Here is an 18,908-nt window from a genome sequence, read left to right as displayed (position 1 = left end):
CCGCGGTAACCCCGGGCTCCAATATTCCGCCGCCACGAGCGGCCACTCGCCGAGAGGCGTTCCCGGTCCGGCACCGCCCGAGCTCCTCCCGCCGCGGATCAGGGCGGGATACCCTGAGCCTTGATGAACTTCTCACTGTCCTCCCTGCTCGCCCCGGACACCGCAAGCGTCGAACACCTGGCCGCCCTGGCGGAGGGACTGGGCGCCGCGGTGGACCAGGTGGCGCAGTTGATGGGTGCCTCCACGGCCACCACCGACGAGATCGACGCCGGACTGCAGGACATCGACAGCGCGGCCACGGCGCGCCACATGGCGCTGATGACGAGTCTGCGCAGCTCCTACATCACCCCCTTGCCGCGTCAGGACCTCTACCTGATGGCGGACGGCCTGAACAACGCCGTGGAGAAGGTCTGCAACGCGGGGCTGCTGATCATGGCCACGGAGCAGTTCCGCCTGCCGCCCGAGGCCATGGACATCCTCGAGAACCTCGGCCGCCAGGCCGAGCTGCTGGAGGAGGCGGTGACCCAGTTCCGGGATCTCGACGCCCTCGAGGAGACCTGGATCCAGCTCCAGCGCAACTCCAAGCGCGCCGAGCGCGTCATGGTGGAGTGGGTCTCCGGCATGACGGGTGACCTGCTCCAGCGCAGCTACAACCGTCAGCGGGAGGCCGCGCACGCCGTGGACGCCGCCATCGTCGCCGTGCGGCAGATCACCGTGCACGTGGGCAGCATCCTCGTGCAGGAATCCTGAACGGCGTGTCCCCCCTCGTCGTCGCCCTGCTCGTCCTGGTCCTCCTCCTCGCGGCGGGTTACGGGCTGCTCAACGGCATGCGGGATGCCCCCAACGCCATCGCCCTGCCCGTGCGCAGCCGTGCCCTCACCCCCGGTGCGGCGCTGCTGCTCGCCGCAACCATGAACCTGCTCGGCGGCGTCCTCTCCGGCGGCCTGCTGACGGCCGTGTGGCGCGAGCTGCCACCGGCCATCCCCGACGGCGGCCCCGGGCTGGTGATGGCCCTCGTCCCCCTGGCCGTGGCGATCGCCTGGGGGTATTTCGCCTGGCGGCGCGGCATGCCCATCTCCATGACCCACGCGCTGATCGTCGGGCTGGTCGGCGCCGGCCTGGCCCTGACCATCACCGGACACGCCTCCTTCGAGGGCGTCTGGTCCCCCACCCTCATCACCGCCATGCTGCTCGGGCTGGTCCTGTCCCCCGTGCTGGCCTGGTTCCTCTCCTGGGTCCTCGTCACGCCCGCCACCTGGGCCGCGCGGGACGCGGCGCCCGGCGCCGTCAACCATGCGGCCCGGATGTCGCTGTCCGTCTCCGGCGCCGCCAACGCCCTGGGTCACGGCGTCCAGTCCGGGCAGCGCATCACCTTCATGGTCGCCATCGCCTACTCCGCCATCGGACGGCCGGAGGCGCTGGAATGGTGGGTCCCGGTCGCCGCCGGGGCCTCCCTCGCCCTCGGCACGCTGTTCGGCGGCTGGCGCATCGCGCACACCCTCACGGACACCCTCGTGCGCCTGGACCCCCTGCGCTCCGCCGTCGCCTCCATCGTCAGCGCCGGGCTGCTCTTCGTGGGTTCCTTCGCCCTGCACCTGCCACTGTCCTCCACCCACTCGGCCACGGCGGCCATCATCGGTGCCGGCGAGAACCAGCGCTACACGGCGGTCCGCTGGCCGCAGGTCCAGAAGGTGGTGCACTACTGGCTGGCCACGCTCGTGGTCCCGGCCCTCGCGGCCCTGATCCTCGCCGCGGCGGCCAGCCCGCTGTTCTGAGCCTGCTCAAACGCACCCTCAACGCACTTTGCGGACAGAGATCAGTAGTGATCTCTGCCCGCAAAGTGCTGGGGGAGGTCAGCCGAAGCGGCCGGAGACGTAGTCCTCGGTCTGCTTGTTGCCGGGGTTGTTGAAGATCACCGAGGTCTCGTCGTACTCGATGAGCTTGCCCGGCTTGCCGGTACCGGCGATGTTGAAGAACGCCGTCTTGTCCGCCACGCGGGCGGCCTGCTGCATGTTGTGCGTCACGATGATGACGGTGTACTCGTTCTTGAGCTCGTTGATCAGGTCCTCGATCGCCAGCGTGGAGATCGGGTCCAGGGCGGAGCAGGGCTCGTCCATGAGGATGACGTTCGGCTCCACGGCGATCGAACGCGCGATGCACAGGCGCTGCTGCTGGCCACCGGACAGGCCCGAGCCCGGCTTGTCCAGGCGGTCCTTGACCTCATTCCAGAGGTTGGATCCCCGCAGGGACTTCTCCACGATGCCGTCCGCCTCGGACTTGGACATCCGCTTCCCGTTGAGCTTGTGGCCGGCCAGGATGTTGTCCCGGATGGACATGGTGGGGAACGGATTGGGCCGCTGGAACACCATGCCGACCTGGGTGCGCACGGTGACGGGGTCCACGCCGGGGGCATAGATGTCCTCGCCGTCCATCAGCAGCCGGCCCTCGGCGCGGGCCCCGGGCAGGACCTCGTGCATGCGGTTGATGGTCCGCAGAAAGGTGGTCTTGCCGCAGCCCGAGGGGCCGATGAAGGCGGTGACCGACCGCGGCGCGATGGAGATGTTGACGCCCTCCACAGCCAGGAAGCTGCCGTAGTAGACGTTGAGGTCGATGGCCTCGATGCTCTTTGACATGTGAGTTCCTCTGTCTTTCAGTCTGCTCGGCTTAGCGGCCGGTCTTCTTCGGCGCGAAGGCCTTGGCGATGATGCGGGCTGCCAGGTTCAACAGCATCACGATGACGATCAGGACCAGCGCCGCCGCCCAGGCGCGGTCTGCCGACGGCAAGCCGGCTGCCGGAGCGGTGGGGTTCATCAGCTGTCGGTAGATGAAGACCGGCAGCGCGGTCATCCACTCGCTGAACGGATTCCAGTTGGTGGCCGCCGCATATCCGGCCGTCACCAGGATGGGCGCCGTCTCGCCGGTCACCCGTGCGATCGCCAGGGTGATGCCGGAGGCGATGCCGGACATGGCCGTGGGCAGCACCACCTTGAAGATGGTCCGCCACTTGCGCACGCCCAGGGCGTAGGATGCCTCGCGCAACTCGTTCGGGACCACGCGCAGCATCTCCTCCGTGGAGCGGACGACCACCGGGATCATCAGCACGGCCAGCGCGACAGCGGCCGTGAGCCCCATCTTGATCATCTGCAGGTGCCGGGGCGAATCGCCGATGAAGGTCGTGATGATCAGCTCCATCAACGCGAACGCGAACAGCCCCGCCACGATGGAGGGGATGCCGGTCATGACGTCCACGAAGAACACGATGGCCCGGGAGAACCAGCCGCCCTTGCCGTACTCGACGAGGTAGATGGAGGTCAGCAGGCCGATCGGCACGGAGATCACCGTGGCCAGCAACGTGATCATCAGGGTGCCGACGAGGCCGTGCAGGAAGCCTCCCTGCAGGGGAGCGCCCTCCTCCACGGTGGAGATGTCATCCGCCCCCGTCACGCCACTCATGTCCGTCCACAGCAGCTGCGGTTGGGCCAGGAGGGTGGGCAGACCGTTGGCGACCACGGTCCAGATCACCGAGACCAGCGGGATCAGTGCGAGGATGAACGCCGCCCACACGAGGTTGCGCCAGATGCCGTCCGTGGCCCGGCGCCTGGTCTCGAGGACGTACGTGGTGACATACATGCCCACCACGTAGAGGATGGCAGCGAAGATCAGCCAGCCGGTCCAGCTGAACGAGCCGCCGCCGAGCAGGGCGGTGAGGCCCGCCGCGAGGACCAGGGCACCGACGAGGACCGCGATCCAGGTCCACCGCGGCATCTGGCCGGCGGTTAGGGAGTTCTTCTTCGAGCCGCCCGGCCGGGGCGTCCGGGCCCGGGTGGTGGTGTCAGTTGAGGTAGTCATCAGTTCGCTCCCGAGAATTCCTTGTGCCGGTTGACGATCCAGCGCGCGACCATGTTGACCACGAGGGTGATGATGAACAGCATGAGGCCGGCTGCGATCAGCTCGGACTGGCGCATGCCGAACGCCTCGGGGAAGTTCAGCGCGATCTCGGACGGGATGGTCTGGTTGGCTCCGGAGGAGATCAGGCTCCAGGAGAAGGCGCCGCCGGACAGTACCAGGGTCACGGCCATGGTCTCGCCGAGGGCGCGGCCCAGGCCCAGCATGACTGAGGAGATGATGCCGGCCCGGGCGAACGGGAAGACGGTCATCCTGATCATCTCCCAGCGGGTGGCGCCGAGGGCCAGCGCGGCCTCCTCATGCAGCTTCGGGGTCTGGATGAAGATCTCGCGGCACAGGGAGGTGATGATCGGCAGGATCATCACCGCCAGCACGACCGCCGAGGTCAGGAGGGTCCGGCCCGTCGTGGAGGCGCCCCCGCCGAAGAACGGGATCCAGCCGAGGTACTCGCCGAGCCACCCGTAGACGGGGACCATGCCCGAGGCCAGCGTCGTCATGCCCCAGGCGCCGAAGACCACGGAGGGGATGGCGGCGAGCAGGTCGATCACGTAGCCCACCGGCGTGGAGATCGACTTGGGGGCGTAGTGGGAGATGTAGAGGGCGATGCCGACGGCCACCGGGGTGGCGATCAGGATCGCGATGATCGAGGCGATCAGGGTGCCGGCCATGAGCGGCCAGACGTACTGCCAGAAGGTGTCGGCGCTCTCGATGGACTCCTCGTCGGAGAAGACCGTCGGCCACAGGGCCGGCAGCGCCTCGACCACGAGGAAGATCGCCACGAAGGCCAGGACCATCAGGATGATGACCCCGGCCGCGAGGGCCAGCCCGGAGAAGACCTTGTCCCCTGCGGCGCCGCCACGAGATGCCTTGAGCGACGGTTCCTTCGCCCTCTCAGTGGCTGTTTCAGTCACGGTGACTCCCCTCGGAGTTCGTGGTGCGGGGTGGGATCCCGCATCCCGGGTATGGGTGGCGTGTAAAGCATGACACAGCCGCCGACCCTGCTTCTTCAGGGTCGACGGCTGGGTCAACCGGTGGTCACCACCGGCCGGAGCCGGCGGTGATCAGCCCTGGACGGAGATGGCCTGGATGGACTCCAGGGCGGTCTCGCGCGTGGACTCGGAGATCGGGGCGTTGCCGGCCGACTCCTCCGCGGCGGTCTGGCCGTCCTCGGACACCACGTACTCGCCGAAGGCCTTGGCCATGTCAGCGGTCTCCTGATCCTGGTACTGGTTGCAGAAGATGTGGTAGGAGACCAGGACGATCGGGTAGACGCCCTCCTCGGTGGTGGTGCGGTCGAGCTCGACGGCACCGGCCTCGCCCGGGGCGGCCTTCTCGACGGCGGCGGCGGCGGCCTCGGCGGAGTACGGCACGTACTCCTCGCCGACCTGCACGGCCACGGTGCCGAGGCCACCGATCTGGGAGGCGTCGGCGTAGGTGATGGCGCCGTCCGTGGACTCGGTCAGGGAGACGACACCGGAGGTCTGCTGCGCGGACTCGGCGGTGATCTCGGAGGGCCAGGTCTCGACGACATCGTAGGTCCAGGACTCCGGAGCGGCAGCCGTCAGGTAGTCGGTGAAGTTCTCGGTGGTGCCGGAGTCGTCAGCGCGGTGCACCACGGTGATCGGGGTGTCCGGCAGCTCGGCGTCCGGGTTCTGGTCGGCGATGGCCGGATCGTTCCAGGTGGTGATCTCGCCGGTGAAGACCTGGGCGATGGTCTCGGCGTCCATGTTGACCTGGTCGACACCCTCGAGGTTGAACGCGACGGCGACCGGGGAGATGTAGGAGGGGACGTGGAAGACGCCCTCGGGGCCACAGACGCCCTCGGCCTCGGTCATCTCCTCTTCGTCCATCGCGGCGTCGGAGCCGGCGAAGGAGTACTGGCCGGCCAGGAAGCCCTCGCGGCCGGAGCCGGAGCCCACCGGGTCGTACTGGACGGTCAGGTCGGGGTGGACCTCGGTGACGCCGTCGGTCCACGCGGTCATGGCGGACTCCTGCGAGGAGGCGCCACCGCCGATCAGGGTGCCCGAGACCTCGGCCGGGGCGGCGCCTTCGGAGCCGGCTGCCGACGACTCGTCGGTGGAACCGCCGTTGCCGCCGCAGGCGGTCAGGGCGAGTGCGGCGACGGACAGGACGGCGGCGGAGCGGCCGATGCGGAGAGCCTTCACAGATTTGCCTCTTTCGAGTTTGACGACAGTGCGGTCGAGGACGTCCACCCCACGGTTCTGGTGGTGACGCATGAAGCAGGCAGGGATCCCGCTGACCTCGGTCCACCAGCGAAGGTATGGGCCGAAGGTGTCGCGCGGGGCGGTTGAAGATTAACGCGACCTTAACGGTGGCCCGCCACGCCGGTCCGGCACCGCTCCCCGAGCCGGCCCACAGCCCTGCAACGGCGGGGAAGTACCGGCTCCGGGGGGCGGGCCGTGCCCCGGCGGGTGAGTAACATCACGCCGCCCCACGGCGTCCGGACCTGCCGGCGGCTCCGGCCTAAGCTAGGAGCCATGGAGCAGCAGCCCACGTCCGGCTCCTCCTGGACGAGAACCAAGGCCAGCGCCCGGCAGGGGTGGGTCCGCACGCGCTCCTTCGCCGCGCGCCGGGCCCGTTCCGGCGCCTCCCGGGTCCGCTCCAGCCTGGTCCCGGCGGCCGTCACCTCCCTGTGTGCCGTCCTGGCGTACGTCTTCGCCGAGCTCGTGCTGGGGCATGAGGCCCCCCTGTTCGCGGCCACCGCCGCGCTCATCGCCTTGGGCTTCAACCGCGATCCGAAGGTCCGCAAGGTCATCGAGGTGGCCGTGGGGTGCACCTTGGGCATCCTCATCGGGGACCTCATGCAGGCGGCCCTGGGCCAGGGCTACTGGCAGGCGGTGCTCGTGGTCTTCACCTCGATCCTGGTGGCCCGCTTCATCGACTCCGGATCCACCTTCACCCTCCAGATGAGCCTGCAGTCCGTGCTGGTCGTCCTCCTGCCCGCGGCCGAGGGCGGGCCGTTCACGCGCAGCCAGGATGCCGTGGTCGGCGGGATCATCGCCCTGCTGGTGACCCTGCTGTCCCCCCGCAACCTGCAGAAGGACGCCGCCACCGGGCTGCGCGACCTCTACGCCACCCTGACGAGATCCCTGCGCGACTGCTCGGAGGCCCTGCGCTCCCACGAGTCGCGGACCGCGTGGATGGGCCTCGTGGCCTGCCGCAGCACGCAGAGCGCCGTGGACAACCTGCGCAAGGACGTCCGCAACGCCCAGGAGGTGGCCACCTTCTCGCCGATCCAGCGCCGGTCCAAGACGGCCCTGGAGGAGACCGCGCAGACCGTCGAGAAATCGGACCTGGCGGTCCGCAGCATGCGCGTCGTCGCCCGACGGGTGATCAGCGTCATCGACAACGGCGCGCTGGATGAGGAGGGGACCACCCTGCTGGCCGACTGGTTCGACGAGGCCGCGGACGCCGTCGGGATCCTCGGCCGCTCCCTGGGGGAGCCCTCGGCGACCGGTCGCCACAAGTCCCTGTCCGTGGCCCGGGACGCGCTCGGCAGCGCCGCCGCCCGCCTCGACCCGGCCGAGCTGGGGGCGGGCACGCTACACTCCGAGGCGCTTGTGATGCTGTTGCGCCCCATGATGGTGGACCTGATCGAGGCCACGGGCGCCTCCCACGAGGAGGCCGTGGGGTACCTTCCCCGGCTCTAGGCCGATGTCCACAGCCGACGGCGGCCGGCGCCTAACGCGTCCGGCGTGCCGACTACCCTTGGTCCATGGCGTCCAAGACCACCAAGCGAGCGAATCCCGGCTACCGCTGCAGCGAATGCGGCTGGACCACCGCCAAGTGGGTCGGCCGGTGCGGCGAGTGCCAGGCCTGGGGCACTGTGACCGAGACCGGGGCCGATGCCTCCTCCGGCCGGACCCCCGCGTCCACCGTGGCCACCCCGGCCGTGCCGATCGGCGAGGTCGATGCCTCCCAGGCCCGTTTCCACACCACGGGGGTGTCCGAGCTGGACCGTGTCCTGGGCGGCGGACTCGTGCCGGGGGCGGTGGTGCTGATGGCCGGGGAGCCGGGTATCGGCAAGTCCACCCTGCTGCTGGACGTGGCCGCGAAGGTCGCCCGGCACCGCCGGCCGGAGGGTTCCACGCGGTCCGTCCTGTACGTGACCGGGGAGGAGTCGGCGGCCCAGGTGCGGTTGCGCGCCGACCGGATCGGCGCCGTGGCGGACACCCTGTTCCTGGCCGCGGAGACGGACCTGGGCCGCGCCCTGGGCCAGATCGAGAAGGCCGATCCGGACCTGCTGATCGTCGACTCCGTCCAGACCCTGCAGTCCCAGTCCGTGGACGGCACGGCGGGCGGCGTGACCCAGGTGCGGGAGGTGGCGGCCAGCCTGATCAACGAGGCCAAGTCCCGCAACATGACCACCGTCCTGGTGGGGCACGTGACCAAGGACGGCTCGATCGCCGGCCCCCGGCTGCTGGAGCACCTCGTGGACGTGGTGTGCCAGTTCGAGGGCGAGCGGCACTCGCGGCTACGCCTCGTGCGCGCCGTGAAGAACCGCTATGGCCCCACGGACGAGGTGGGGTGCTTCGACCTCGGGGACGGCGGGATCGTGTCCCTCGAGGACCCCTCAGGACTGTTCCTGTCCGGGACGGCGAACCCCGTGGAGGGCACCTGCGTCACCGTCACCCTGGAGGGGCGGCGCCCCCTGGTGGCCGAGGTCCAGTCCCTGCTCACCCCGTCCGGTCAGGGCAGTCCCCGCCGGACGGTCAGCGGGCTGGACACGGCCCGCATCAACATGATCCTGGCCGTCCTGCAGCGCCGGGCCGGCTTCCCGCTGAACCAGGACGACTGCTACGTAGCCACGGTGGGCGGGGTCCGGCTGACGGAGCCGGCCTCTGACCTCGCCGCGGCACTGGCCATCGCCAGCGCCAAGCTCAACGCGGTGGTGCCCAAGGGTCTGATCGCCTTCGGGGAGCTGGGGCTGGCGGGCGAAGTCCGCCCGGTGCCCGGCATCGGCCGCAGGATCCGCGAGGCAGCCCGGCTGGGGTTCCGCCGGGCCGTGGTGCCGAAGTCGCCCGAGCCGCTGGGCGAGCTGCCCGAGGGAGTGCGGGTCGCGGAGGTCCGCACCCTGACCGAGGCGCTGGAGACCATGAAGGCGTGGGTCGCGTAGGGCGGTCACCGCGGAGTGGGGGTCATCACCGCGGAGCGCGGGTCACCGACCGGTGAAGCTCACTGCAGGGTGAAGGTGACCGGCTGCGCCTGCAGCTGACCGAGGGAGACCTCGAGCCGGTAGGTGCCGATGCGCGGCTCCGAGCCGACCTCCGCACAGTCGGGGCCGGTGCGGACGCGGGGCCAGGTGAGCCGGGCCCGCTCCTGCTCGTCCGGCGAGATCTCCACCAGCGCGTCCTCGCCCTCCACCTGGCAGTCCTCGGTGGAGAAGATCCGGTCCGATCCCGAGTAGACGGTGAAGACCTGCTGCGAGGTGCCGAGGTTCGCCTCGCACGGCTCCTCGCCCGTGTTGTCCACCCGCAGCTCCAGGACGGGCTCCTCACCCTCCGTGTACGTCGGCTGGTCGGTGGCCGCCGAGATCACGATGTCCCCGGGCGGGCAGTCGCCTGCCGTCGCGGCATCCGCCGAGGCCGAGCCGGAGGATGAGGCGGAGGGTTCGGAGGCGGACGGCGAGGCGGAGCCAGAGGCCCCGCCGGCTGACGGGGAGGCCGGCGCGCTCGGACTCGGGGACGGGACGGCGCCTGCGCCGTCCGGGGCCGGGCGGAACAGGGAGACCAGCCACCAGACCAGCCCCACGAGCAGGGCCAGCACCACCACGAGCAACACCACGGCCACCAGCCGGCGGCGGCGGTACACCGCGAGGGACTGGGGTCGCAGCAGGTCGTGGGATCGCGGGTCACCGGGCATGCCTCCAGCTTATGGACCCGGGCGCCCTCCCCCGGCCCGGCCACGCCGGGAGGACCCGGACGGCGCGCGGCGCGCACTACAGTGGACGGCATGTCTGCGCCGGTCATCACCTCCACACTGCATCGGCGCATCGGCGACTGGTTCGACGTCCACGGCCGGGCCCTGCCCTGGCGCGACCCCGAGTGCGGCCCGTGGGGCATCCTGGTCAGCGAGGTCATGCTGCAGCAGACCCCCGTGGTCCGGGTACTGCCCGTGTGGACCGCCTGGATGGAACGCTGGCCCACGCCCCGGGACCTGGCCTCTGAGTCCCCGGCCGAGGTCATCCGCGCCTGGGGCCGGCTGGGCTATCCGCGCCGGGCACTCCGGCTGCAGGCGGCCGCCGCCCGGATCGCCGGGGCGCACGGGAACGAGGTGCCGGACACCGCCGCCGAGCTGCTGGCCCTGCCGGGCGTCGGCACCTACACGGCCGCCGCCGTCGCCTCCTTCGCCTTCGGCCGCCCCGAGGTGGTCGTGGACACGAACATCCGCCGGGCGCACGCCCGGATGGTCTCCGGCCGCGCCCTGCCGGAGAAGTCCCTCACCGCGGCCGAGATGGCCCTGGCCCGGGACCTCATGCCCGAGGATCCTCTCGAGGCCTGCCGGTGGAACGCGTCCGTGATGGAGCTGGGGGCCCTGGTGTGCACCGCCCGCGCCCCGCGCTGCGGACAGTGCCCCGTGGCCGAGGTGTGCGCGTGGCGTGAGGCGGGCATGCCCGCGCCGCATTACACGCCCACCGGTCAGGCGTGGGCGGGCACCGACCGTCAGGTCCGCGGCGCCATCATGGCCCTGTTGCGGGACTCCGGGCAGGTCGCCCTCCGCGAGATCACCGAACGCACGACGGCGGCCGGGGCCCTGGGTGCCCACCGGCCGGACCCTGCCCAGTTCGAACGGTGCGTGGCCGGGCTGGTCGCGGACGGCCTGGCCTCCCGGGACGACGAAGGCCCGGAACCCCTGCTCAGCCTTCCTGGCTGAGCAGGGGTTCCGGGCCCGTGGTGCTGCGGTCTACTTGTTGTTTCCGCCGAAGAGATCCTTGGCCGCGTCCTTGACGTCCTCGGCCTTCTCCTTCAGGCCGCCCTTCGCCTCGTCGGCGCGGCCCTCATTCTTGAGTCGGTCGTTGTCCGTGGCGTCGCCCAGGCCCTGCTTGGCCTGGCCCTTGAGCTCATCGGCCTTTCCCTCAAAGCGGTCTCCGGTACCCATATGTTCCTCCTCGCTTCGGTGTGCGGTCGGCTGACGCCGGCGCATCACGGCCAGTCAATCACGATCGGTCCCGCCGCGGCACCCCCTGGCGGTGCCCCGTTCAGCCGTCCAGTCGGATGATCATGCGGGTGTTGCCGAGCGTGTTCGGCTTGACCCGGGCGAGGTCGAGGAACTCCGCCACGCCCTCGTCCTGGGAGCGCAGCAGCTCGGAGTAGACCTCTGGATCCACGGCGGACTGGTCCGCCATCACGGTGAAGCCGTGCCGGGCGAAGAACCCGACCTCGAAGGTCAGGCAGAACACCCGGGAGACCCCGACCGCCCGGGCCCGCTCGAGGAGGCGGTCCAGGACCAGGTGGCCGACCCCCTTCCCGCGCCAGGCGCCGGCCGTGGCCAGCGTGCGCACCTCCGCGATGTCCTCCCAGATCACGTGCAGCGCCCCGAAGCCGGCCAGCGAGCCGTCCGGCGCCTCGGCCACCACGAACTCCTGGATCGCCTCGTAGTACGCCACGGCCTCCTTCTGCAGCAGGACCCGGTCCCGGGCCAACGGCTCCACGAGGGACCGGATGGCGTGGACGTCGTGGGTCCGTGCCGGCCGGAGGAGGAGTTCGCTGGAGTCCATCGGTTCAGTCTAGGACCGGCCCGCCGGCATCGGCTCCGCCACGGCGAAGGACCCGCCCCGGCAGGGGGCGGGTCCTTCCGGCATCAGGTGCCGCTGCGGCCGGGACGGGGCGCGGGCGTCCGCTGTCGGACCCCGGGGGCCGGCAATCCCCTGATCGACACCCGGTCGACCAGGGGAACTCCGCCTACTGGCCGGCGGCCGAGGCCTCGATCTCCCCGTGCTCCGGAGCCGGATCCAGGGCCGCCGGCTGATGGGAGACGCTGAACGTCAGCTTCCCCGTCTCGCCCTCACCCTCCAGGTCCACGCTGATGGCGGAGCCGGGCGTGATCTCCCCGAAGAGGATCCGCTCCGAGAGCTGGTCCTCCACGAGGTGCTGGATGGTCCTGCGCAGCGGACGGGCACCCATGGCCGGGTCGTAGCCCCGGTCGGCCAGGAATTCCTTGGCCGGGGTGGACACCGAGATCGTGAGGTCCTGATCGTCCAGACGCTTCTGCAGCCGTGCCACGAACAGATCCACGATCTGCACGATCTCGCCCTTGGACAGCTGCGGGAAGACGATCACGTCATCGACGCGGTTGAGGAACTCGGGCCGGAAGTGCTGGCGCAGCTCCTCCTGGACCTTGCCCTTCATCCGGTCGTAGCCGGTCTGGGTGTCCGCGGCGGACTGGAAGCCCGTCATGACGCCCTTGGAGATGTCCTTGGTGCCGAGGTTCGTGGTCATGATGATCACGGTGTTCTTGAAGTCGACCACGCGGCCCTGGGAGTCGGTCAGTCGGCCGTCCTCCAGGATCTGCAGCAACGAGTTGAACAGGTCGGCGTGTGCCTTCTCGACCTCGTCGAACAGCACCACGGAGAACGGGCGCCGGCGGACCTTCTCCGTCAGCTGGCCACCCTCCTCGTAGCCCACGTAGCCGGGAGGGGCACCGAAGAGCCGGGAGACCGTGTGCTTCTCCTGGAACTCGGACATGTCCAGGGTGATGAGGGCCTCCTCGTCACCGAACAGGAACTCGGCCAGCGCCTTGGCCAGCTCGGTCTTGCCGACGCCCGTGGGGCCGGCGAAGATGAACGACCCGGACGGGCGGTTCGGGTCCTTGAGCCCGGCCCGTGTGCGGCGGATGGCCTGGGACAGGGAGGCGATCGCCTCGTTCTGGCCGATGACCCGGTGGTGCAGCTCGGCCTCCATGTTGCGCAGGCGGTCCGTCTCCTCCTCGGTGAGCTTGAAGACGGGGATGCCGGTGGAGGTGGAGAGCACCTCGGCGATGAGATCGTCATCCACCTCGGCGATGCCCTCCGAGACGGAGGTGCGCCACTCCTCTTCCTTCTGGTTGCGCTCGTCCGTGAGCTTCTGCTCGGCGTCACGCAGGTTGGCGGCGCCCTCGAAGTCCTGGCCGTCGATGGCCGCCTCCTTCTCGGCGCGGACCTCCGCGATGCGGGCCTCGTACTCCTTGATCTCCGGCGGGGTGGTCATCCGCTTGATGCGCAGGCGGGCACCGGCCTCGTCGATCAGGTCGATCGCCTTGTCCGGCAGGAACCGGTCCGAGACGTAGCGGTCCGCCAGGGTGGCGGCCGCCTTCAGGGCACCGTCCGTGATGGAGACCCGGTGGTGGGCCTCGTAGCGGTCACGCAGGCCCCGGAGGATCTCCGTGGTCTCATCGACGGAGGGCTCATTGACCTGGATCGGCTGGAACCGACGCTCCAGGGCCGCGTCCTTCTCGATGTGCTTGCGGTACTCGTCCAGCGTGGTGGCGCCGATGGTCTGCAGCTCGCCGCGGGCCAGCATGGGCTTCAGGATCGAGGCGGCGTCGATGGCCCCCTCGGCCGCACCGGCACCCACGAGCGTGTGGATCTCGTCGATGAACAGGATGATGTCCCCGCGGGTGCGGATCTCCTTGAGCACCTTCTTCAGCCGCTCCTCGAAGTCACCGCGGTAGCGGGAACCGGCCACGAGGGAGCCCAGGTCCAGCGTGTACAGCTGCTTGTCCATGAGCGTCTCGGGGACGTCGTTGCGGACGATCGCCTGGGCCAGGCCCTCCACGACGGCGGTCTTGCCGACGCCGGGCTCGCCGATGAGCACGGGGTTGTTCTTGGTGCGGCGGGACAGCACCTGCATGACCCGCTCCATCTCCTGGGAACGGCCGATGACCGGGTCCAGCTTGCCCTCCCGCGCGGCGGCGGTCAGGTTGCGGCCGAACTGGTCCAGCACCACGGAACCCGCCGGGGCCCCCTCGGACTGGCCGCCGGCCGAGACGCCGGCTCCGGCGGTCTCCTTGCCCCCGGTGCCGCCCTGGTAACCGGACAGCAGCTGGATGACGGTCTGGCGGACCCGGTTCAGGTCTGCGCCGAGCTTCACGAGGACCTGGGCGGCAACGCCCTCACCCTCGCGGATGAGACCGAGCAGGATGTGCTCGGTGCCGATGTAGTTGTGCCCGAGCTGCAGCGCCTCCCGCAGGGAGAGCTCCAGGACCTTCTTGGCCCGGGGCGTGAAGGGGATGTGGCCGGAGGGGGTCTGCTGACCCTGGCCGATGATTTCCTGGACCTGCTCGCGCACGGCGCCCAGGGAGATGTTGAGCGACTCGAGGGCCTTCGCGGCCACTCCTTCGCCTTCGTGGATCAGACCGAGCAGGATGTGCTCGGTACCGATGTAGCTGTGGTTGAGCATTCGCGCCTCTTCCTGCGCGAGCACCACCACCCGCCGGGCACGGTCCGTGAATCTCTCAAACATTTGGGCACACTCCTTGCTGACTGTGCTGTCGATGCTACGCACCGTCAGACGACTTCGGGCGGCTGTTCGCCACTGGGAGAACAGCCGCCCGAGACAGGTGCCGGGTCCTTGTGCAGCCGGGCGCTTCGGCCCGCTACTTCTTCGCGTTGCGGTACGCCTCCACCACGTCCCGGTGCAGCCGCCCGCGGCGGGAGACCTCATAGCCGTTCTCCGCGGCCCATTCGCGGATCCTCGCCGCCTCGTTGGCAGGGGCCGGCGGCGCGACCGCGCGGGCCTTCCGGATGTAGGCCTTCAGGGTCGACCGCAGCTCCTTGGAATGCTCGGTCGACAAATCGATTTCATAATGCCGTCCGTCCAAGGAGAACTGAACGGTTTCATCGGCCGGGCTACCGTCCAGATCATCTACCAAGACCACTTCCACCTTCTGCGCCAAGGTTCCCCCTCGTTGTTGTCATTCCCTCAACCAGGAGCACCATTCACGTCCAGGGTTGAACTCCGGTGCCCCACTGAGCAATGCGGAATCCGATCCGCTGCTGCAAGTCCAGAATCAGAGTATTCACACCGCTTCTAGAATGTTCAACTCCACGAGGCCCTGGAGGCACTATTCGGGGCAAACTCACAGGTAGTCAAAGGGAGAACACGTTCCCGGATATCCTCATTCTTGATCGGCGGCCGGCGGAGTCCCGGCCCCGTCCGGGCGTTCCCCGGGCGGCGTCTGCCCGGCCCGCTCGCTGGCCCACTGCCGGGCCTCGCGCTCCTCGAGCTCCGCCTTGGCCTCGCGCTCCCCGGTGTCCACCCGGAACACGGAACGCATGACCAGCCAGAAGATCAGGGCGAGCCCCACGGAGGGGGCCAGGACGGAGAAGTAATCCCAGAAGGCGGCCATCAGTGACCGCCCCCGGAGGCCTCCGGCTTGAGCAGCGGGAACAGGATCGTCTCCCGGATGCCCGCCCCGGTGAACAGCATCACCAGGCGATCGATGCCCAGGCCGATGCCGCCCATCGGCGGGGCACCGTACTCGAGGGCCCGCAGGAAGTCCTCGTCCAGCTGCATGGCCTCGTCGTCCCCCGCGGCCGCGGCCCGGGACTGGGACTCGAGCCGCTCCCGCTGGATCACGGGGTCGATCAGCTCCGAGAACGCCGTGCCCCGCTCCATGCCCCCGATGATCAGGTCCCAGGCCTCGATGACGCCGGGCTGCTCGCGGTGCGGCCGCGCCAGCGGCTGGGCCGCCGGCGGGTAGTTGTAGACGAAGGTGGGGTTGATCAGGGTCGGTTCCACGATCTCGCCGAAGAGCTCGATGACCAGCTTCTCCGCATCCCAGAACGGGTCGAAGCCCACCTGGTGCTGCTCGGCCACCGCCCGCAGCTCCTCCACGGTGGTGTCCGGGGTGATCTCCCGGCCGACGGCCTCGGACAGCCCCGGGTAGACCTCCACCCAGGCCCAGTCACCGCCGAGGTCGACGGTCCCCTGCGGGGTCTCGATCGTCCGTCCGGCGCCTACGGCGTCCGCGGCCTTCAGGATCATCTCCTGCATCCGCTCCGCCATGACGTACATGTCAGCCCAGGCCTCGTAGGACTCCAGGGTGGTGAACTCGGGTGAGTGGGTGGAGTCCACGCCCTCGTTGCGGAACACCCTGCCGATCTCGAAGACCCGGTCGATCCCGCCCACGACCGCGCGCTTGAGGTACAGCTCGGTGGCGATCCGCAGGGTCATGCCCTGGTCGAAGGCGTTGAGGTGGGTCTCGAAGGGGCGGGCGTGGGCGCCGCCGTGGATCAGCTGCAGCACCGGGGTCTCGACCTCCACGTAGTCGTGGGACTCGAGCGTGGCGCGGATCGAGCGGATGATGGCGGCGCGGTCGTGCACCATCCGCCGGGCCTCGGGGCGGACGATCAGGTCCGCGTAGCGCTGGCGGACGCGGGTCTCCTCGTTGAGCTCGGCGTGCAGCACGGGCAGCGGGCGCAGGGCCTTGGAGGCCATCTGCCAGGAGTCGGCCATGATGGACAGCTCCCCGCGGCGGGAGGCGATGACCTCGCCGCTCACGGCCACGTGGTCGCCGAGGTCCACCAGGCGCTTCCACTGGGCGAGCGCGTCCTCGCCGACCTTCGCCAGGGAGACCATCACCTGCAGGCGGACCCCCTCGCCGGCGTCGTCGCCCACGCCTCCCACGCCGCCCTCCTGGAGCGTGGCGAAGCACAGCTTGCCGGTGTTCCGCAGGAACACCACGCGGCCGGCGATCCCGACCGTCTCGCCGGTCTCCGTGCCGGGCTCCAGGTCGGGGTGGGCCGCGCGGACCTGGGCCAGGGAGTGGGTGCGCCCCACGGTCACCGGGTAGGCCTCCCGGCCCGAGTCCAGGATCTCGGCTCGCTTGTCATGGCGCACCTGGCGCTGGTCGGTGGGGCTGGTGGGGTTCTCCGTGCTCACGGTCATCCAGTCTACGTGCCCCCGCGAGGCCTCCACCCGACAGGGGCGGCGGCCCACCGGATCACCAGATCGTGACGCGCTCCTGAGGGTCCAGCCACATCGCATCCCCCGGCTCGGTGCCGTAGGCCGCGTGGAACGCGTCCAGGTTCTTCACCACCTGGTTGCAGCGGAACTCGTTGGGCGAGTGCGGGTCCGAGGTGATGCGGGTGATCGCGGTCTCCGTGCGCGTCAGCTGACGCCAGCACTCGGCCCAGGACGCGAAGAAGGCGCGGTCCTGCTCGAGGGCCGCCTGCTGCGCCTCCGGGTCCCCGGCCGGCCCGGCGCCGGAGCCGTCCGCGGGACCCGGCCGGCCGGCGTCGTGCTCCTCCCGCCAGATGCCCAGCGCCCGGTAGGCGATGCCCAGCCCGCCCAGGTCGCCGATGTTCTCCCCGAGGGTGAGCTGGCCGTTGACGTGGTGCTCGGGCGCCTCGGCGGGGTGCAGGACCTCGTACTGGTCCACCAGCTTCGCGGTGCGCTCCTCGAAGGCCGAGCGGTCGGCGTCGGTCCACCAGTTCTGCAGGGAGCCGTCCCCGGCGTACTGCGAGCCCTGGTCGTCGAAGCCGTGGCCGATCTCGTGGCCGATCACCGCGCCGATCGCCCCGAAGTTCTCGGCGGCCAGCCGGTCCGGGTCGAAGAAGGGGCTCTGCAGGATGGCCGCCGGGAACACGATCGCGTTCTCCAGCGGGGAGTAGTAGGCGTTGACCGTCTGCGGGGTCATGTGCCATTCCTCCGGGTCCGGCCCGGTCTCGATCTTGGCCAGGTCGCGCTCGAACTCGAAGGCGTTCGCCGCGCGGACGTTGGCGACGAGGTCCCCCGGGTCCACGGACAGGGTGGAGTAGTCGATCCACTTCACGGGGAAGCCCACCATGGGGTTGAACATGGACAGCTTCTCCAGGGCCTTCTGGCGCGTGTCCTCCCCCATCCAGTCCAGGGTGCTGATGGAACGCCGGTAGGCCTCGGTCAGGGCGGAGATCAGCCCGTCCATGGCGGCCTGGTGTCCGGCGGGGTAGTGCCGGGCCACGTACAGCCGGCCCACGTCCTCCCCCACGGCGCCGTTGACGAAGGAGACACCCCGCTTCCAGCGGGGCCGCACCTCCTCCGTGCCGGCGATCTTGCGGCCGTAGAACTCGAAGTTCTCCTGGACGAAGGCCTCGGTGAGGTAGGGCGCGGCGGAGCGCAGCAGCTGGAGCTGGAGCCAGCGCTTCCACGTCTCGAGGTCCTCCTGCACCAGCAGCTCCTGCATCGCGGCCAGGAAGTCCGGCTGCCAGGCCACGACCTCCTGGCTGCGCGCCCCTGCGGCGCCCACGCCCTCGAGCCACGGCCCGGCCAGCGGGAAGGACTCCAGCAATGCGGCACGGTCCATCAGGTTGTAGCGCGCCACGGCGTCCCGGACCCTGACCACGTCCCAGTGCGCGGCCGCGATCTTGGTCTCGAGGTCCACCACCCGGTCCGCGTCCCGCTGGGCCTCGTCCCGGTCCCCGCCGATGCCGGCGAGCATGAAGAGGTTGTCCACGTGCTGGCGGTAGTCCGTGACCAGGTCCGCGAATTTCTCCTCGCGGTAGTAGGACTCGTCCGGCAGACCCAGGCCGTCCTGGATGAGGTGCAGCAGCATGCGCTCGGGGTTGCCGGCGTCGTTCAGGGCGCCGGTGCCGATCAGCCCGCTGACGCCGGCCCGCTGGAGCTGGCCGGAGAGCATGATGAACTCCTCCGGCGTGGCCACGGACTCGATCTGGGCCAGGTCCGCCACGATCGGCTCCAGCCCGCGGTCCTCCACCCCGGATTCGTCCATGAAGGAGGCATAGAGGGCGCCGATGCGGCGGCGGGCCCCGGCCTCATCCGACGGTGCCGTGAAGGGCCCGGACTCGGCGCCCGCGCCGGGGCCGGACCAGAAGGGTCCCGCGGCGTCCTCGGCGAGGTGTTTCACGGCCAGTTCCGAGGCGTCCCGCAGCTCCATGAAGGCCCCGTAGGCGCCCTGGTCCGCGGGGATCGAGTGCGCATCCAGCCACGCACCATTGACGTGCCGGTAGAGGTCCTCGCGGGCGGTCGGCTGGCTGGTCTCAGTCACAGAAGGGCTCCTTGGCA

At 70.2% G+C, this 18,908-nt stretch carries 17 protein-coding genes; 5 read left to right on the top strand and 12 right to left on the bottom strand.

Annotated elements, in window-relative coordinates; translation table 11 throughout:
* The first annotated feature begins 123 nt into the window (after positions 1-123).
* Both RE421_RS03480 and RE421_RS03475 read left to right on the top strand, forming a co-directional pair.
* Entirely contained in the window at positions 124-750 is a 627-nt protein-coding gene (locus RE421_RS03480; RefSeq protein WP_309814371.1) for a hypothetical protein, read from the top strand.
* A gap of 5 nt (positions 751-755) precedes the next feature.
* A complete protein-coding gene (locus RE421_RS03475; RefSeq protein ID WP_309814368.1) occupies positions 756-1,775 on the top strand; it encodes an inorganic phosphate transporter in 1,020 nt (339 codons plus the stop codon).
* Between the two features lie 78 nt (positions 1,776-1,853).
* Here RE421_RS03475 and pstB read toward each other — a convergent pair whose 3' ends face one another.
* The 4 genes from pstB to RE421_RS03455 form a co-directional block, all read right to left on the bottom strand.
* Entirely contained in the window at positions 1,854-2,633 is a 780-nt protein-coding gene (gene pstB, locus RE421_RS03470) for a phosphate ABC transporter ATP-binding protein PstB (protein ID WP_309814366.1), read from the bottom strand.
* 31 nt (positions 2,634-2,664) lie between these two features.
* Positions 2,665-3,849 carry a phosphate ABC transporter permease PstA gene (gene pstA / locus RE421_RS03465; RefSeq protein WP_309814364.1) on the bottom strand — a complete coding sequence of 395 codons (1,185 nt, stop codon included), beginning with the start codon at positions 3,847-3,849 and terminating at the stop codon, positions 2,665-2,667.
* Entirely contained in the window at positions 3,849-4,817 is a 969-nt protein-coding gene (gene pstC / locus RE421_RS03460) for a phosphate ABC transporter permease subunit PstC (RefSeq protein ID WP_309814362.1), read from the bottom strand. The genes pstA and pstC overlap by 1 nt, the downstream gene beginning before the upstream one ends.
* Positions 4,818-4,967: 150 nt before the next feature.
* Positions 4,968-6,071 (bottom strand): phosphate ABC transporter substrate-binding protein PstS, encoded by a 1,104-nt coding sequence (locus RE421_RS03455; protein ID WP_309814360.1) that lies wholly within the window; start codon positions 6,069-6,071, stop codon positions 4,968-4,970.
* A 333-nt stretch (positions 6,072-6,404) separates the two neighbouring features.
* Between RE421_RS03455 and RE421_RS03450 the strand changes: the two genes are divergently transcribed.
* Complete coding sequence (locus RE421_RS03450; protein ID WP_309814356.1) at positions 6,405-7,577, top strand: FUSC family protein; 1,173 nt, start codon at positions 6,405-6,407, stop codon at positions 7,575-7,577.
* A gap of 65 nt (positions 7,578-7,642) precedes the next feature.
* The gene (gene radA, locus RE421_RS03445) at positions 7,643-9,043 is read left to right on the top strand and encodes a DNA repair protein RadA (RefSeq protein ID WP_309814353.1); all 1,401 of its coding nucleotides are present in this window, start codon (positions 7,643-7,645) and stop codon (positions 9,041-9,043) included.
* Between the two features lie 59 nt (positions 9,044-9,102).
* Here radA and RE421_RS03440 read toward each other — a convergent pair whose 3' ends face one another.
* Complete coding sequence (locus tag RE421_RS03440; RefSeq protein ID WP_309814349.1) at positions 9,103-9,789, bottom strand: hypothetical protein; 687 nt, start codon at positions 9,787-9,789, stop codon at positions 9,103-9,105.
* A 90-nt stretch (positions 9,790-9,879) separates the two neighbouring features.
* Here RE421_RS03440 and RE421_RS03435 point away from each other — a divergent pair, with 90 nt between their 5' ends.
* Positions 9,880-10,800 carry an A/G-specific adenine glycosylase gene (locus RE421_RS03435; RefSeq protein WP_309814345.1) on the top strand — a complete coding sequence of 307 codons (921 nt, stop codon included), beginning with the start codon at positions 9,880-9,882 and terminating at the stop codon, positions 10,798-10,800.
* A gap of 30 nt (positions 10,801-10,830) precedes the next feature.
* Here the strand turns inward: RE421_RS03435 and RE421_RS03430 are convergent, their stop codons facing one another.
* The 7 genes from RE421_RS03430 to RE421_RS03400 all read right to left on the bottom strand — a co-directional run bounded on the left by RE421_RS03430 (position 10,831) and on the right by RE421_RS03400 (position 18,891).
* Positions 10,831-11,025 carry a CsbD family protein gene (locus RE421_RS03430; protein ID WP_309814342.1) on the bottom strand — a complete coding sequence of 65 codons (195 nt, stop codon included), beginning with the start codon at positions 11,023-11,025 and terminating at the stop codon, positions 10,831-10,833.
* Between the two features lie 100 nt (positions 11,026-11,125).
* Entirely contained in the window at positions 11,126-11,644 is a 519-nt protein-coding gene (locus tag RE421_RS03425) for an amino-acid N-acetyltransferase (RefSeq protein ID WP_309814339.1), read from the bottom strand.
* A 184-nt stretch (positions 11,645-11,828) separates the two neighbouring features.
* On the bottom strand, positions 11,829-14,366 hold the full coding sequence (locus RE421_RS03420; RefSeq protein ID WP_309814337.1) for an ATP-dependent Clp protease ATP-binding subunit: 2,538 nt from the start codon (positions 14,364-14,366) through the stop codon (positions 11,829-11,831).
* 133 nt (positions 14,367-14,499) lie between these two features.
* On the bottom strand, positions 14,500-14,799 hold the full coding sequence (locus tag RE421_RS03415) for an Lsr2 family protein (RefSeq protein ID WP_309814334.1): 300 nt from the start codon (positions 14,797-14,799) through the stop codon (positions 14,500-14,502).
* Positions 14,800-15,021: 222 nt separating this feature from the next.
* Positions 15,022-15,252, bottom strand: a complete 231-nt coding sequence (locus RE421_RS03410) for a hypothetical protein (protein WP_309814331.1) — start codon at positions 15,250-15,252, stop codon at positions 15,022-15,024.
* Positions 15,252-16,793, bottom strand: a complete 1,542-nt coding sequence (gene lysS, locus RE421_RS03405; RefSeq protein WP_309814328.1) for a lysine--tRNA ligase — start codon at positions 16,791-16,793, stop codon at positions 15,252-15,254. Before lysS ends, RE421_RS03410 begins: the two co-directional genes overlap by 1 nt.
* Before the next feature lie 55 nt (positions 16,794-16,848).
* Positions 16,849-18,891: a M13-type metalloendopeptidase gene (locus tag RE421_RS03400; RefSeq protein WP_309814324.1), complete on the bottom strand. Its 2,043-nt coding sequence runs from the start codon at positions 18,889-18,891 to the stop codon at positions 16,849-16,851.
* Positions 18,892-18,908: the final 17 nt, after the last annotated feature.

Source organism: Citricoccus sp. I39-566, from assembly GCF_031432995.1.
Lineage (GTDB): Bacteria > Actinomycetota > Actinomycetes > Actinomycetales > Micrococcaceae > Citricoccus > Citricoccus nitrophenolicus_A.
Note: the sequence above shows the minus strand (reverse complement) of the source record. Positions and strands in the feature narration are given on the sequence as shown.